Source organism: Motiliproteus sediminis, from assembly GCF_017912535.1.
Classification (GTDB): Bacteria; Pseudomonadota; Gammaproteobacteria; order Pseudomonadales; family Balneatricaceae; genus Motiliproteus; species Motiliproteus sediminis.
Genome location: NZ_JAERQK010000001.1, coordinates 811,526 through 826,170, shown reverse-complemented (window position 1 = coordinate 826,170; position 14,645 = coordinate 811,526). Strand labels below are relative to the sequence as shown.

The following is a 14,645-nucleotide window of genomic DNA, read 5'->3' as shown; positions in this document are numbered from 1 at the left end:
TGGCCGTGTGGAGCATTACCGCGGCGGACGCCACGGCCGTGGGGACCACCATTCCGGCGGACGCAGGCGGCACTGATCCGTTAATCAAAAAAGCCCCGGCTCAGGGCCGGGGCTTCTCGGGCGTTAGAGGCGCCCAGGGCTCCGCTGATGCGGATGAGTCTTGATAAAGTGGCCTAGCGCCTGACGAAGACGAACCTCGTGGCTGCGGTCACCGTGGCGCTGGGCGTGACGAATATCGTCAATGATCATTTTGCGAATCTTGGTTTCTCCGCCACGGCAATGAACCAGATGATCCCCCACCGCCAGCGCCTGCAGGCGGTCAATATGTTCATGCTCGGCAATAGCGTCGATCTCGTTTTGGTTAAGCTCGCAAAGTTCTAAGCAGTCTTCGTAGGTGAGCATGGTCGGTAAAGCCTCTGTGATGAGCGAACTATCGGTGTCACTAAGATTAGAAGAGGCTGACGTGCCGCGATTGAAAAAAATTTCAGCGTACTGCCTTATCGCTGAAAAAATAACAAGGGCACGAAACGAAGGGGGATTTGCCCTTGCGGGATAGTTCGATCAGTGCAGCAACGAGGCCTTGTATCGTTCGACCAGTTGCTGGACCTCGGCGCGGTCCTGCTGCGGAACCAGGCTGCAGTAGCCACGGGCGATGGTGTTAAAGCGTTCGCGGAACTGGTCCGGCGTCAGGTGCTGGGTGCGCTGCTGCCACAGCAGGTGATCGATATCCAAGCGTAGCTTACTGGAGAGGTGTTCGAGGTTCATACCGCGTCCTCCGCTCGTTGTCGTTATTCGGCGGCTCATCCTGAGCTCGATGTATGAAACCTCTCCAGCCTAACACAAAGCCTTACTAAATGCAGGTGTAATGGCAGATCAGTGGTGCTGTGTGAGTGTCAGGGTGCCATCGCGGTGGAGCAGTTGCAGCTCGCCCAGAGCGGACATCCCCAGCAGGATGGGAGACTGCATGTCGGGCATGATGGTCGCCGGAACCGCGCTTAATCGGATTGGCCCGATGGTAAGCCGGTCAATGCGGGTTTGGATAACGGCCACATTGCCGTTGGCAGTGCGTGCCGCCCCCCGGGCCAGAGCCGGAAGCTGGAGTGTTCTGGCGAGAGATGCCGGAATCGCAACCTGGGTCGCGCCGGTGTCCACCAGAAAACGTACTGGGGTGCCATTGATCGTACCATTGGCTTGGTAGTGCCCCTTGTGATCCGCTTGCAGCACCAGTTCCGTCTGTTGTGCGGATATTGACGTTGCAGGATCTTGGTTGGGAAAGGCGCGCTGCTGCTCCCAACTGCCGAAAAACCAGCTTGCGAAACCGAGGGCGAGCAGCCAGAACAGCACCCAGAAGCCGGTTCCGATGCGTCGGGTTTGAGTCTCGGTTGGAGTAGGTGCAGTCACCACAGCGTTTCCAGGAGGATTTTTGAATTAGACTGAACTCAGGAGGTGAGTTCAATGGTCGCCACACTGCTGTATCCCTGCGCTGTTATCTGCCCCTATTGCGGTGAGGAGAACGCGCTGGAACTGGAGTTTATCAGCGAGTCCCAGGCTCTGTATCATGACTGCGCGGTTTGTTGTCGTCCGATGGTACTCGAACTTGGCGCACTGGATGAGGAGCGCGCGTGCCGGGTTGAGGTCTACTCCGAGGACGATTAAGCGAACGCTTAGCGTTTTCGCAGCGACTGCAAGGGGCTTTTCATATGAATGTCACTCTGCAGTACGTGATCGAGAATCCAGTGACGAAGAAAACTGACCACCTGCGCCAGGGTTTTTGCGGTTGCTGCGTCGGTATGCGGTTCGTCGGTAGCAGGCTCTGCCGGCGCCTCGTAACTCTGGCTGGGATCGTAGTCTTCGATCTCGTCGTCCGGCACAGCGCGCTCTGCTGTTACCGGCGACGGGTCCGGTTTGATCTTCGGTAGGTCGTTCAGGCGGCTGCGCAGGAGCTCCAGTTCGTTGAGAATCTTCTGGTGCTCCATCTTGTGCTCGGCGTACTTGGCGAACTGGATCTGCAGTTGAATCTTCTCTTCATGTTCGAAATGGGCGCGGGTGTAATCGATCAGTTGTTCGAGGTAGAAGCGAACAACTTCCGGTGCGTTGTCGATCTGTAACGCCAATTCCACCGCGTTTATAAGGCAAAACAGGTATTTGTGTTCACTGTCGATGGTGGGGTGGCCTATGGCCATCGAATCGCGCCAGAGAATCGGCATGGTGGGCTACGCCTCCGTACTGTTGGCTTGAATCGCGGTCAGGGCGATGGTGAAGACGATATCTTCCACCAACGCACCGCGTGACAGATCGTTTACCGGTTTGCGCATCCCCTGCAGCATGGGGCCGATGCTGATCACGTCGGCACTGCGCTGGACCGCCTTGTAGGTGGTGTTTCCGGTATTAAGATCCGGGAACACGAACACCGTGGCGCGCCCGGCGACACTGCTGTCCGGTGCCTTACTGCGGGCAACGCTTTCCATGACCGCGGCGTCATATTGCAGCGGACCGTCAATCAACAGATCCGGTCGTTTGGCTCGCGCCAGTTCGGTAGCCACGCGAACCTTCTCGACATCGTCACCCTGGCCGGAACTGCCGGTGCTGTAACTGATCATCGCCACTCGTGGCGGAATTCCGAAGGCCCGTGCCGAATCGGCGCTCTGGATGGCGATGTCAGCCAGCTCTTCAGCGCTGGGGTCGGGGTTGATCGCGCAGTCTCCGTAAACCAGCACCTGCTCGGGCAGGCACATGAAGAAGATCGACGAAACCAGATCGCAACCGGGTGCGGTTTTGATCAGCTGCAGTGGCGGGCGGATGGTGTTGGCGGTGGTGTGAACAGCACCGCTCACCAGGCCATCGACGTGACCCATCTCCAGCATCAGTGTGCCGAGCACCACGTTGTCTTTCAGCTGCTCCTCGGCGATTACCGGGGTCATCCCCTTGTGTTGGCGCAGTTCAACCAGGCGATCGATATAATCCCCGCGAATGCTGTCCGGGTCGTAGACATCAACGCCGGAACCGAGCTCAATGCCGTTACCTTCGGCGAGACGGTAGATCTCTTCCGGATTGCCTAGCAGGGTGCAGCGGGCGATGCCACGCGCAGCACAGATTGCGGCCGCTTTAATAGTGCGCGGTTCATTACCCTCCGGCAGCACCACGCGTTTGTTTGCTTCCCGGGCGCGCTCGACCAACTGGTAACGAAACGCCGGTGGCGACAGGCGCCGTTCGCTGACGGTGGCGGAAAACGACTGCAACCACTCGGAATCGATAAAGGAGGCGCAGACTTCCATGGTCAGCTCGATGCGGTCCAGATCATCGACCGGCATCTCCTGCTCAAAGCGTCCCAGCCACTGGGTGACCTGCCAGCTGTTCTGTTTGACGCTGAGAATGGGTAGTCCGGTAGCGATTGCTCCCTGGCAGAGTTTCATCACCTTCTCGCCCGGCTGGTACCCACCGGTGAGCACCAGGCCGGCGACATCAATACCGTTGAGCGCGGCCAGACAGACGGCCATCACCACGTCGTCGCGATCGCCGGGGGTGAAGATCAGGCTGCCGGCTTTGAGATCATCGACAATATTGGCCACCGTGCGGGCACAGAGAGAGATCTGGCCGACACGGCGGCTGTTGAGATCACCGCGGTTGATGATGGTGGCGTTAAGAAACTGGGCCAGATCGCTGACCCGTGGCGCGGCGATACGCTCCCGCCAGGGAATACAGCCGAGCAGCCGGAAATGGTCACCGAAGATCTGTGCGTGCTCGCGCACCACCGCTTCGGACAGGCTCAGTACTCGGGTGTCGTCGGACTGGTCGTCCAGGGGGATGCGTCCGCTGCGATCCACCGGGGCTCCCAGCTTGTTGAGTACACAGCCGATCACCTTGCCGCTTTGGGTGCCGCCGAAGGCGCGGGCGGTGATATCGATGTGATCCTGAAACGCCTCGATGCTGTCGTTGCCGGGGGCGGCTACCAGAATGACCTCGGCGTCCAGTGCGCGGGCGATCTCTTTGTTGATGCGGGTGGCATAAGGCTGGCTGCGGGTGGGCACCATGCCTTCGATAATGACGATTTCGATATCATCCTGGAGGCTGGACTCGTAGCGGGCAACCACCTCTTCCAGTAGCTCGTCGCCACGGTCCTGACTGAGCAGGTGCTCGGCATCGCGGATCGGGAGTGGTTCAGCAACCGGCAGCGGACAGGCGTTACTGAGCATCGCCACCGACCGGTCGCTGTGCATATCGCCCTCGGTTGGCTGGGTGAGCGGCTTGAAAAAGTGTACCCGAACGCCCTGGCGCCGGAGTGCATGAAACAGCCCAAGTACAGTAGTGGTAAGTCCGGTACCCAGACCGGTGGGTACGACCATTAACGCGTGCGTCACGTGGAGCCTCAACGATAAGAATGAATTACGACTGCGGGGGTTGGGCTGTTGTAGTGATTATTGGCGCACCGCGCCTCCCGTTCGAGGGCCTAGAGTAGCAAAAAAATGCTGCGGTGCGGTACGTTGAGTGACGCAAACAGTGATCCCGGTCAGGGGTTTTGCAGCCGTTGGTTAACGCTGTCGATCTTGTCGGCCATGGATTGGTCACGATCGGTGCGGGTACCGATCCGCATCGAGGTGGTGATCCGTGGTGCACCCATGGCGTGAACCTCTTGGTGACAACGCTTTACCGCGGCGAACACCGCGTCCCACTCGCCTTCGACGTTGGTGCCGTAGGCGTGCATCTGGTGGCTCAAGCCTGCCTCGTCGAGAATCCGCTGGCAGGCGGCTACGTACTCGGAAACCGACAGACCGACGCCAAGCGGCACGACACACAGATCGATCATCACCTTCATGCTGTTAACCTCATTATGTTGACCGGAGCAACTGCTCCTTGGCTTGGTTGATCTTGCTGGCCAGGTAGTTGCTGCCGCCTTTGTCGGGGTGCATCCGTGCCATCATCCGTTTGTGGGCGTTGATTACCTCGTCACGGCTTGCGCCGGCTTCCAGCCCCAGAATCGCCAGCGCTTCGGCATCGGACATGGTGCCTTCTGTAAACCTCTGGCCTGAGTCACCTGCCGCTGCTTGCTCCCACTCCTGCTGACGATGGCGCTGCAGGTAAGCTTCCAGCAGGCGCAGGCCCTCGCCATCCTGTTCGCTACACTGCTGGTGCAGCTGTTTGAGTTCGTACAGGGAAAGGCTGTCCAGCGCCCGCCCGTTCAGCGGGCCTTGTAGCACTTCGCCCTCGATGTTGCCGCTATCGTGATCGAGGGTCATCCGCAGCAGCACGCTGCTCACGGTTGATTGTTGCCCCGACTTGCGTTGTCGGGCGCGGCGCTGTTTTCGCTGTTGCTGCAGTAGTGGAAATAACCGGAGCAGCAGCGGAGCCGCCCAACGGGCGATACGCCCGATAAACGGCAACAGACCACTGACCAGGGCGAACAGCCAGTGCAGCCGACCGGTCAGCGCCAGCCACAGGATGACCAGCGCCAGGGCCACCAACCCGATGCGGATCAGAAAGGATTTACCATAGCGGGGTGCGCGAACCAGTATCGTGCGTACCAGCAGGAACAGAAACGCAAATACCGCCAGCAACAGGACAAGATTCACGGTTTGTGCACCTCCAGCCGGAGTTGCCGGGCGAGTGTCTTCAGGCTGGGCGAGCCTTGCTGGAGCAGTTCTCGCAGCGCCTCGCGACCACCGCTGGCGTAGACGGCCACGGCGTTGAGCAGTTCGCTCAACTGGCTGGCGCTGTGATCGTCAAAGGCGCAATGGGCACCACCGGACAAGCGCGCCATGTCGGCAAAGCCTTGGCTGGCAGTCGCGTCGTTACCCTCCTGAAATAGAAACAGTGGCAGATCAAGCAGCCCCAGTTTACCGGCCTGGTGACAGAGATCATCAAGCGACTCCTCGATGCAGTCACCGATAAAGATCACCGCCTGCAGCGGCTGCCGCTGGTGTTCCTCCAGTGCATGGCGCAACACGCGACCGATCTGGGTATGCCCGCCGCGGCAGCGCACGGTCTGGCCGGCGCGAAGCAGTTCGTCCGGGTCGTCATACCAGGGCGAGACGCGGAATTCGTAGTAGCCGCGGTAAAAGCACAGCTGCATGCTGAGGCCGCCCAGCCCCCTGGTGTGAGCGAACATGTCAGATTGCAGTTGGCAGGCATGATCCCAGGTGGGCTGGCGACTGGCAGTCGCATCCATGGCAAACATGATACGCCCGCGCTCCTTGCGAGGGGCTGGCAGGTTATCGACCGCTTGCAGAAACTGGTCTATCTGGTGACGTAATTGGGGCGGTGAAGGTTTGTCGCTCATCATGCTGAGTCTTGGCTGCAGAACTGAAAGAATGGAACCTCTGGCGTGACTCGTCAAACACGCCACCGGAATCCGCTGCAGCTTTTGAGTCGCAGGCGCCCAAAGGGTTCGATCAAGGTGCGCGAAACCTCAGCGTGCCAGACACTCTTCCAGAGTAGCTTTAAGCAGTTTGAACAGGCGAATTGACGCCTCGATCTCCTCCTTGCGGTTGGTCAAACTCTCGATATTAAGGCCTACCGGAATACCCAGTGGCAGACAGGCATCAAGAATCTGTTCCAGATTGGCGCGGCAGATACGGATCGATTCGCTGAGCGGGTTGGGGGATTCAAGAATCCGCGAGGCGGTCGCGGTGGGCACCGAGATGCCGAGCCACTGCATGAACTCCAGAGTCTTGGCGCTGCCACAGGGAGTGAAGGTGAGCACAATTCGGTCCGGGCTCTTGCCCTGCTCGGCACACAGGCGACCGTAATCCTGCAGTAGCGATAGGGTGGCGTCGGCATCGTACACTGCCTGGGAGACGAAATAGCGGCAGCCATTAGCGCCCTTGGCGTCCAGACGCTGGTGCTCGGTGCCTTTGATCGCATGACGCTCGGCGATGGTGACACCACCAAGGGCGAAGGGGTGCGACTCAGCAACGGCGGCGTAAGCCTCGCGCAGTGATAACTTGATATCGGCGCTGGCGGAGGGGCTTCCCACCAGGACCAGATTGCGAACGCCATAGTCGTTCCAGGCCTGATCCAGCCACCGGTCGAACTCGGCACGATCGCGCTGGGAGACGCTTTTGTAGGTGATAATCGGGCGACCGCTGCGCTCGTTGAGGAGGGCCGAGTAGGCACGCGGATCGCGGGTGCCGATAAACGGGAAGGGCCGTGGCTTGTCGATGCGGCTGCTTTCATCCTGAATGTCGTAGACGATCAGGCCGTCGTACTCCAGGTGCGCCAGCCGAGCGAGCAGCTTGTCGGCGATTTCGGCCATGCTCGCGTCATCAGTGCTCGCCTTGGGTGGCGTGGTGCCAACAAAATACACCCCGCGGCGTGGGTCGGAGAATCGTTCAAGCAGGTTGTCGCTCATGGTCGGGATCGCCAGCAAAAAATTCGAGTGTCGTTAAGTTGAAAAAGATTATATAGATGAGGCTGGACTTGGGGTATTAGTTATAAGACGAAATGTTCTCAGTCCATCATGAAGTAAATTAATGCAGCAACCAGTGGCAGTCGCGCTGGCGGTGAGCGCTGTCAGCGCCCTTCGGCGTGAACAAAATCCCGTTGCACCCGGCCCTTGGTCCAGCGCAACACCCGTCCCAGAATCGGCAACTCGGCGTAAAAGTGTTCGGCGGCGTCCCAGTAATCGGTGTGCCGCCGGAATCGGCCGTGCGGGTCACACTCCAGTTCACTGACGCCGCGGAAGTCCAGCTGTTTCCGCTGCCAGCTCGCTTCGCAACGCCAGCGCAGCAAGCAGTGGTGCTCCTGCCAGGCAACGACCTCCGGGGTGAACCGAACCTGATCGAACTGGCGGTGCATGTAGGCAAGATAGCGACGTAGCTCCGTGAGTCCCTGCAGTTGATGAAAAGGGTCGGAAAAAAGATAGTCGGGAGCTATCAGCTGCTCCGCTGCAGACCAGTCGGCTGTGGGGCTGTTGAATAGCGTCAGGTAGTGTTGCAGTTGCTGATCGCGGGGGGGGCTCATGAATCTCCTCGGGTCAGACGGGCGACCAACGGAAAATAAAGGCGATAGGGTAGATGGCGCAGTACTGCCATTAGGGTAGCAAAGCCGGCAGGAAAGCGGATTTCAAATCGATTGCCCATGAGCCCCTCGGCGATCGACCTGGCAGCCTGGTCGCTGCTGATCAAGCCGGGCATGGCAAAGCTATTACGATCGGTCAGCGGCGTTTTGACAAAGCCGGGGTTAATCACCTGAATCTTTACCCCGCTGCCGCGCAGGTCGAGAGCGATCGATTCCATCAGGTTGATCAGCGCCGCTTTGCTGGCACCGTAGGCCGCGGCGGTGGGCAGGCCACGGTAGCCCGCCAGTGACGCCACCGCGGCGATCTGGCCTTGCCCGCGTTCCAGCATCCGCGGTAGCAACGGCTCCAGACCGTTGCATACGCCCAGCAGATTCAACTCGATCAACTGGCGCACCGTGCGGGCCTGAAACTGGCTGGCATGTTCCGGCTGATGGGAGCCGGCGTTAAAAATGGCGAGCTGTATTGGGCCCTGTTGATCTTCGATCGCGTCGATAGTGCGAGCCATCTGCGCCGGGTCACAGACGTCGGCGGGGAAGCTGAACAGCTGTCCGGGGTGGGCTTGTTGCAGGCGGAGCAAGGGCGATTCTGAGCGGGCGGTAGCTGCCACCCGCCAGCCGCGCTGCAGCAGCTCTACCGCCAGCGATCGACCGATCCCCTGACTCGCGCCGGTGATCCAGGCCAGCGGTAGGGCGCTACTCATGGGAGCCCTCGTTAGCGCAGACAACGCAGCGAAACTCAACCTGTGCGCCGGACTGGTCGCGAAAGCGCAAACCGACCCAGCGCCCCTGCTCGTCGTACCAGGACTCTACCTGATCGAGTTCGCCGTCGTAGCGGAAGCGGGTAGCGCTCAAACTGCTCACCCCCGTGCTAACGGTTGCGGTTTCTAGCGGTTCGATGGTGACCCGGTTGACCTCCCAGTCGATCGTGTTGAACACCCGGCTGGCAGTTAGCACGGCCGGGTTATAGTGGTGCGTGGGCAGTATCTGTTCACTGCCAGAACCCAGACTGGGGTCGCCCGGACCCAGTTGATAGCGGGTCTGGTCGCCGTTCCGATCGATCAGTACTTCAAGTTGGGTGAGCTGGTCGCCCTGCCATTGTTCGGTGGCCTCGTAGCGGTAGTTGTATTGCCACAGCCACCAGTCGATCTCCAGCTCCATGGCGATGCGGGTTTGCCACCGCTCGCCGTCGCCAGAGAAACGCTGGTGGTAGAAGCCCACCGGCTCGTTTTGGCGATAGACCTGAAACAGGATCTCGTCACCATAGCGGGGGTACCAGGGTGTTGCCGCATTAGCTGCGGTGCTGCTTAGCAGGGCCGCGAGTACCGCGATGTTTATCGGCTGCCTAGGATGCATCGGGCCCCTCCCGCAGGAAGAACAGGGTCAGGGTGCCGATGCGGAATCCCCAGCGGCTGACGGTGGCGCGATTGATCATCACCCGTCCATCCTGTTGCCACATCAGATCATCGAAGTTGACTCGCCAGCTGCTGTCTCCGACTTTGAGATCAAGCTGATACTGCCAGCGCAGCAGGTTGCCTTCGACAACGCCGGTGGCGGTACCGATCACATCATCGGCGCGCCCTTCGTAAACCCCAGCCGCGACGGGCGTGATGCGCCACACACGGCGGCTTTGTTCGCCATCGTAAAACTGAAAAGATTCGTCGAGGGTCAGGGTATGGCCGTCCCAACTGCCGTCGATATCAACGCTGAACTGGCGTCTCAGGTTTCCAAAACGGTCTTCGAACAGCCCCCATGCTCGGGTCTTGCCATCGAAGAACTGTTCCAGCACCAACTCCGGTTGCGGTTGTTGGAACGGCCGCTCGACCGAACTACAGGCTGACATCAGTAAGCCGCAAAGCAAGAGCCACAGGGGCCGGTAACGGGAAGGTCTCATTCATTGCTTTCCTCCAGGTCGGGGAAACGCCAGATCAGCGCTATAGCCACTGCCTTTAATACGCATGGCAGCCACGCATAGATCACCAATAGCTGCCAGATAGCCGCGGAACTCTGCTGTGGAGCACTGTCTTCCCAGCTGCCCAGAGCCAGTAGAGCGGGTGCCAGGGCTACGCCGATCCCCAGCGCCAGCTTGTTGACCAGGCTGGCGCCGGCAAAATGCAGTGCAGGCTGAAAACGCTGGTATCTGCGCGCCTCCCAGCGCACCAGCCGTGCCTGCAGACTGTGGGGCAGCGCCAGATCAGCGCCCAGACATAAACCGGTGAAGACTACCATCAGCACGAAGGGCAACAGTGCCAGCGGCAGCAGTGGGACGCTGGCGAAGACCAGGATGGCGGCCATCATCGCCACACACCAACTGCGCGCATCGGACCAGCGGCGAGCGAGGGCGATCCAGAGCGGCAGCGCGACGGCGGCACTGACAAAGTAGATCAGCAGCAGCATGCCGCGGTCAGTTTCCGGACGTGACAGTACCACTGTAACCAGCAGGGGAAAGAGAACCGCGGGTATGGCGTTGGCCAAGCCGTTGATAAACCACGCGAGCAGCAGGCGGCGCTGCAACGGGAGCCGGAACAGCGCGCGCCAGTCGGCCGTCAGTGCCAGGCGGGCAGGTTCGGGAACCCGCCACAGCAGGAGAGTGAGGGTTATGCTGCCGGCCAAAAGAGTGAGCCACACCAGCGACTGAAACAGGTCGCCGCCCTGCCAGCCGAACAATGCACTGAGACTGGGAAACAGCGCCGACAGCAGCAGCCCGATCAGGCCGCAGCGCTCACGCCGGGCCGCCAGTTCACGGCGCTGCTGATCGGACCCCTCAAGACCGGCAAGCCAGGCGGTATACGGGATCTGAATCAGGGTCCAGCCCAGATACAGAATCGCGGCGAACAGGGCCAGCCACAACCCCGGACGATCCTGGTCTGGGTGGGCCAGGGCGATCAGCCCAACGGCACTTAGCAGCGCGCCCAGCGCCAGCCAGCCCTTGCGCCCGTAACGCCCCAGCGGTCGGTCACACAGGCGAGCGGCCATCACGTCGCTGGCGACGTCAATCAGTCGTGCCAGCAGCAGCAATCCGCCCACACTCACCAGACTCAGTCCGGTCTGCTCGGCGTAGTAAACCGGCAGCAGGATGTAGAAGGGAAGGGTTGGGAGCGCCAGCGCTGCCGCCGGCAGCGCATAGCACCAGCGCTGCTCAGGCGTGAGGACGGAAGCGGAACAGCTGGACATCGATGGCTCCGCTGGCAAAGCCGGCCTCACAGTAACAGAGGTAGAAATTCCATAATCTCCGGAACCGCTGGTCGAAGCCGAGCGCCGCAATCTCCGGCCAGCGACGGTTGAACGCCTCGCGCCAGTGGCGCAGCGTCAGGGCGTAGTCCTGACCAAACGCAAACTGTTGGTCAACGACCAGTCCGGCGCGAGCAGCGTGCTGGTGAACAGCTGCGGATGTGGGCAACACTCCTCCGGGGAAAATGTAGCGCTGAATAAAGTCGGCGCCACGGCGATAGCTGTCGAAGCGCTGTTCGTCGATAGTGATTACCTGAATCACCGCACTGCCATCTTCGCTGAGGAGGCGGTGCAGCTGGTTGAAGTAGTGCGGCCAGTGTTCCTCTCCAACGGCTTCAAGCATTTCAATGGAGACGATGCGCTGGTACTGCCCGCGAATATCACGGTAATCGGTGAGGCTGGCGTTGGCCTGGCGACCAAAACAGTGCAGGCGTTGTTGGGTCCAGTGCAGCTGTTCACGGGAAAGCGTCACGCCGTGCCAGTCGACCGGGTGCTGGCGCAGCAACTGTTCGCCAAATCCACCCCAACCGCAGCCGATCTCCAATACCTGATCACCCTGCTGCGGCTGCAAAAGGGCCATGATCTTGCGGTTCTTGGCGTACTGGGCTTGCTCCAGTGTTTGGCCCGGATGCTCAAATAACGCCGACGAGTAGGTCATGCTGGGGTCGAGCCACTGGCGGTAGAAGTCGTTCCCCAGGTCATAGTGAAACGCGATGTTGCGACGGCTGCCACGGCGGGAGTTGGCGTTGAGTCGATGGAGGAGCCGGTTGAATAGCTGTTGCAAACGGGAGCCGCCATATGCACGCTCCAGCGCCTGCTCGTTGGCGGCGGCCCAGTGGCACAGATCGGCCAGGTCCGGGGTGTCCCAATCGCCAGCCATGTAGCCCTCTGCCCAGCCTATGAGGCCTCCGCGCCAGGCTCGCCAAAGAGCGTTAAGGCGTCGCACGCTCAGGGTCGGCACCACGATATCCTGCCGTTTCTCACCCGCATGCACGGCGGAACCGTCGGGATCCAGCAAACGGATGCTGCTGATACCGACCTCGTCCAGGCGTTGCTGTAGCCAGCGCAGTGTAAGGGATGGCGACGGCTGGCGCCGCCGGCGCGAGACAGAGTATTGACGGTTGCTTGTGGTCATGAAACCTGGTCCTTGTCGATAATGGCCGAACTTGTGCGGTAGGCGCCGGTCGGGGTGAAGTCAACCCGCGGAATCCGCTTGATCCAGAGTTTGAGTGCTTGCCAGTGAATGGCTGCGAAGGTCTTAAGCGCGGTCGGAAACAGCACCTCTTTGAGCAGCGCAGGATAGGCCAGGGGGCGCTGCTCGCCGCGCCAGAGGGCACTGAACAGGACGCCCTGGCGGTCGCTCTGGTGAATCACAACCCGGAATCGTTGCTGCGGTGGCGTGGTGTGGAAGCGGTAGCGGCACCCCATGGGCATGAAGGGCGACACGTACATCTGCTTGTCGGCGCTCTGCTGTTGCGCTCCATCAGGGCTGGCCGGCGCAGCATAGAGATGACGTTCGCCCCGGGTGTTGCTGACTTCGTAGGAGACCGATGTGAGGGTGCCAGCGTGATCGTAGCCAAAATAGATCGCCAGCGAGTTAAAGCGAAATCCGAAACAGCGCAGATTGCACAGCAGTTCAAGCCGCTCCGGCCGAGGCAGCTCCTGGGAGCTTACCAAGTCCTGAATGCGTTGTTTGAGGGACCCGGTGCCGGGGGGGCCGAAGTCTGCTTCCATGAAACTCAACGGTGCCGCGCGATTGACCCCAAGCAAGGGGTAGTAGCCGGCGAGCGTCTCGAGTTGGTCGAGGTCGATCAGCCAGCTGCTTACCCGGTAGCGAAAGTGATGCAGTTTGGGGCGCAGCCGCCGGTGCATCACCAGGCCACGATAGAGCGCGTGGGCCATCAGGCGGCCTCCTCACGGCGCATTACGTCTCTCCATCCCGGTGGCAGCACTACCCGGTCATACATGCCCGGCACCTGCCAAGGGCGGTCCTCACCGCCCAGAGCTTCGGCGACCGCCAGACCTGCCTGCAGGCCGTCTTCGTGGAAACCGTAGCCGCACCATGCGCCGCAGAACCAGGTGTGGCGATTGCCTTGCAAATCCCATAACTTGCGCTGGGCCGCCAGGGCATTGAGATCAAACAGTGGGTGATCGTAGAGAAATGCGGCGTGAATCGACTCCGGCTTGGGATCGGTGATCGGATTGAGCGTCACCAGCAGCGGCGTTTTTTCCGGCAGATGCTGCAGCTTATTCATCCAGTAGGTAACCGCCACCGCCTGGTCCCCCCGGCTCTGGCTGAGATAGTTCCAGCTTGACCAGGCCGCTTTGCGGCGAGGCATCAGCGCAGGGTCACTGTGCAACAGGGCGCGATTGCGCTCAAAGCGGAAGGCCCCGAGGACGCTTTGTTCCGCGTCACTGGGATCGCGCAGCATCGCCAACGCCTGGTCGGCGTGACAGGCAAACACCACGTGATCAAAGTGCTGCTCGTTACCCTGCCAGTCGATCAGGGTGACCTGGGTCTTGCCGTTCAGGGTCTGGCGCCTGACGGTGCGAATGCCGGCGTGATTGCGTGCCGCGGAACCTAACTGCGCCAGCAGGCGGTCGACATAGACGCGACTGCCGCCATCGATGGTGTACCACTGGGGGCGGTCACGCAGTTGAAGCAGACCGTGGTTGGCGCAGAAGCGCAGAAAAGTCAGGGCAGGGTAGTTGAGCATTTTGTCCATGGGGGTGGACCAGATCGCCGCGCCCATCGGCAACAGGTGCTGTTGTTGAAAGCGTTGGCTGTAGCCTTGCTGTTCGAGCAATTCGCCGAGGGTTAATGTGGCTGGAATCTCGGCCATGAGTTGCGGCGCCTCACGGTAAAAGCGCAGCAGATCCGCCAGCATGCTCCAAAAGGCGGGGCTAAACAGATTGCTGCGCTGGGCGAAGAGGCCATTGAGGTCGCTGCCGGCATACTCCAACGCACCGTTATCGACCGATACCGAGAAGCTCATGTCAGTCGGGCGCGTGGCTACGCCAAGATGTTTAAACAGTGCAGTGAGATTGGGGTAATTTACCGGATTAAACACCATGAATCCGGTATCCACCGCCAGAGTCTGATTGTTGAGCTCGACGTTGCAGGTGTTGGAGTGGCCGCCGAAACGATCATCTTTCTCAAACAAGGTCACTGAATGGCGTCGCGACAATAGCCAGGCGCAGCTCAGTCCGCTGATTCCCGAGCCGATCACGGCGATGTTGGATTTCATGTGCATGCCTGTCTCTCCATTTTTCCGGTCTACGCTTGAGCAAGGCGTTCGGATCACCCCCGGATCAAGTTCACAGTGCCATGCGGCAAAATGCTGATTGCGGTGATCCGAACCGCCATCCGGTGCGTATACCGGACAGAGACTGAGCTGTCAGGC

18 protein-coding genes are annotated in these 14,645 nt (G+C 60.4%); 1 reads left to right on the top strand and 17 read right to left on the bottom strand.

The window, feature by feature from the left end; translation table 11 throughout:
* Positions 1-123 precede the first annotated feature (123 nt).
* From JJQ76_RS03965 to JJQ76_RS03955, 3 genes are all read right to left on the bottom strand, one after another.
* Positions 124-402: a hypothetical protein gene (locus tag JJQ76_RS03965; protein ID WP_210395385.1), complete on the bottom strand. Its 279-nt coding sequence runs from the start codon at positions 400-402 to the stop codon at positions 124-126.
* 159 nt (positions 403-561) lie between these two features.
* On the bottom strand, positions 562-765 hold the full coding sequence (locus JJQ76_RS03960; protein ID WP_210395384.1) for a hypothetical protein: 204 nt from the start codon (positions 763-765) through the stop codon (positions 562-564).
* A gap of 108 nt (positions 766-873) precedes the next feature.
* The gene (locus JJQ76_RS03955; protein ID WP_210395383.1) at positions 874-1,401 is read right to left on the bottom strand and encodes a retropepsin-like aspartic protease family protein; all 528 of its coding nucleotides are present in this window, start codon (positions 1,399-1,401) and stop codon (positions 874-876) included.
* Between the two features lie 54 nt (positions 1,402-1,455).
* Between JJQ76_RS03955 and JJQ76_RS03950 the strand changes: the two genes are divergently transcribed.
* The gene (locus JJQ76_RS03950; protein ID WP_210395382.1) at positions 1,456-1,656 is read left to right on the top strand and encodes a zinc ribbon domain-containing protein; all 201 of its coding nucleotides are present in this window, start codon (positions 1,456-1,458) and stop codon (positions 1,654-1,656) included.
* Between the two features lie 8 nt (positions 1,657-1,664).
* On the opposite strand, the gene JJQ76_RS03945 is transcribed toward JJQ76_RS03950, so the two are convergent.
* From JJQ76_RS03945 to JJQ76_RS03880, 14 genes are all read right to left on the bottom strand, one after another.
* On the bottom strand, positions 1,665-2,207 hold the full coding sequence (locus tag JJQ76_RS03945) for a bacteriohemerythrin (RefSeq protein WP_210395381.1): 543 nt from the start codon (positions 2,205-2,207) through the stop codon (positions 1,665-1,667).
* Between the two features lie 6 nt (positions 2,208-2,213).
* Entirely contained in the window at positions 2,214-4,358 is a 2,145-nt protein-coding gene (pta, locus tag JJQ76_RS03940; protein ID WP_343232477.1) for a phosphate acetyltransferase, read from the bottom strand.
* Positions 4,359-4,507: 149 nt separating this feature from the next.
* Positions 4,508-4,813 (bottom strand): MTH1187 family thiamine-binding protein, encoded by a 306-nt coding sequence (locus JJQ76_RS03935; protein WP_210395380.1) that lies wholly within the window; start codon positions 4,811-4,813, stop codon positions 4,508-4,510.
* Between the two features lie 13 nt (positions 4,814-4,826).
* A complete protein-coding gene (locus JJQ76_RS03930) occupies positions 4,827-5,567 on the bottom strand; it encodes a J domain-containing protein (protein ID WP_210395379.1) in 741 nt (246 codons plus the stop codon).
* Positions 5,564-6,274: a vWA domain-containing protein gene (locus tag JJQ76_RS03925; RefSeq protein WP_246480038.1), complete on the bottom strand. Its 711-nt coding sequence runs from the start codon at positions 6,272-6,274 to the stop codon at positions 5,564-5,566. Before JJQ76_RS03925 ends, JJQ76_RS03930 begins: the two co-directional genes overlap by 4 nt.
* A 129-nt stretch (positions 6,275-6,403) precedes the next feature.
* Positions 6,404-7,345 (bottom strand): methylenetetrahydrofolate reductase, encoded by a 942-nt coding sequence (locus JJQ76_RS03920; protein WP_210395377.1) that lies wholly within the window; start codon positions 7,343-7,345, stop codon positions 6,404-6,406.
* A 161-nt stretch (positions 7,346-7,506) separates the two neighbouring features.
* Positions 7,507-7,956, bottom strand: coding sequence for a nuclear transport factor 2 family protein (locus tag JJQ76_RS03915; protein ID WP_210395376.1), 450 nt, complete (start codon positions 7,954-7,956; stop codon positions 7,507-7,509).
* On the bottom strand, positions 7,953-8,714 hold the full coding sequence (locus JJQ76_RS03910) for an SDR family NAD(P)-dependent oxidoreductase (RefSeq protein WP_210395375.1): 762 nt from the start codon (positions 8,712-8,714) through the stop codon (positions 7,953-7,955). Before JJQ76_RS03910 ends, JJQ76_RS03915 begins: the two co-directional genes overlap by 4 nt.
* Positions 8,707-9,366 carry a DUF6134 family protein gene (locus tag JJQ76_RS03905; protein WP_210395374.1) on the bottom strand — a complete coding sequence of 220 codons (660 nt, stop codon included), beginning with the start codon at positions 9,364-9,366 and terminating at the stop codon, positions 8,707-8,709. The genes JJQ76_RS03910 and JJQ76_RS03905 overlap by 8 nt, the downstream gene beginning before the upstream one ends.
* Positions 9,356-9,904: a DUF3833 domain-containing protein gene (locus JJQ76_RS03900; RefSeq protein WP_246480037.1), complete on the bottom strand. Its 549-nt coding sequence runs from the start codon at positions 9,902-9,904 to the stop codon at positions 9,356-9,358. The genes JJQ76_RS03905 and JJQ76_RS03900 overlap by 11 nt, the downstream gene beginning before the upstream one ends.
* On the bottom strand, positions 9,901-11,184 hold the full coding sequence (locus tag JJQ76_RS03895; RefSeq protein WP_210395373.1) for an MFS transporter: 1,284 nt from the start codon (positions 11,182-11,184) through the stop codon (positions 9,901-9,903). Before JJQ76_RS03895 ends, JJQ76_RS03900 begins: the two co-directional genes overlap by 4 nt.
* Positions 11,150-12,376, bottom strand: coding sequence for an SAM-dependent methyltransferase (locus tag JJQ76_RS03890; RefSeq protein ID WP_210395372.1), 1,227 nt, complete (start codon positions 12,374-12,376; stop codon positions 11,150-11,152). Before JJQ76_RS03890 ends, JJQ76_RS03895 begins: the two co-directional genes overlap by 35 nt.
* The gene (locus JJQ76_RS03885; protein ID WP_210395371.1) at positions 12,373-13,143 is read right to left on the bottom strand and encodes a DUF1365 domain-containing protein; all 771 of its coding nucleotides are present in this window, start codon (positions 13,141-13,143) and stop codon (positions 12,373-12,375) included. Before JJQ76_RS03885 ends, JJQ76_RS03890 begins: the two co-directional genes overlap by 4 nt.
* Complete coding sequence (locus JJQ76_RS03880) at positions 13,143-14,495, bottom strand: NAD(P)/FAD-dependent oxidoreductase (RefSeq protein ID WP_210395370.1); 1,353 nt, start codon at positions 14,493-14,495, stop codon at positions 13,143-13,145. Before JJQ76_RS03880 ends, JJQ76_RS03885 begins: the two co-directional genes overlap by 1 nt.
* Positions 14,496-14,645: the final 150 nt, after the last annotated feature.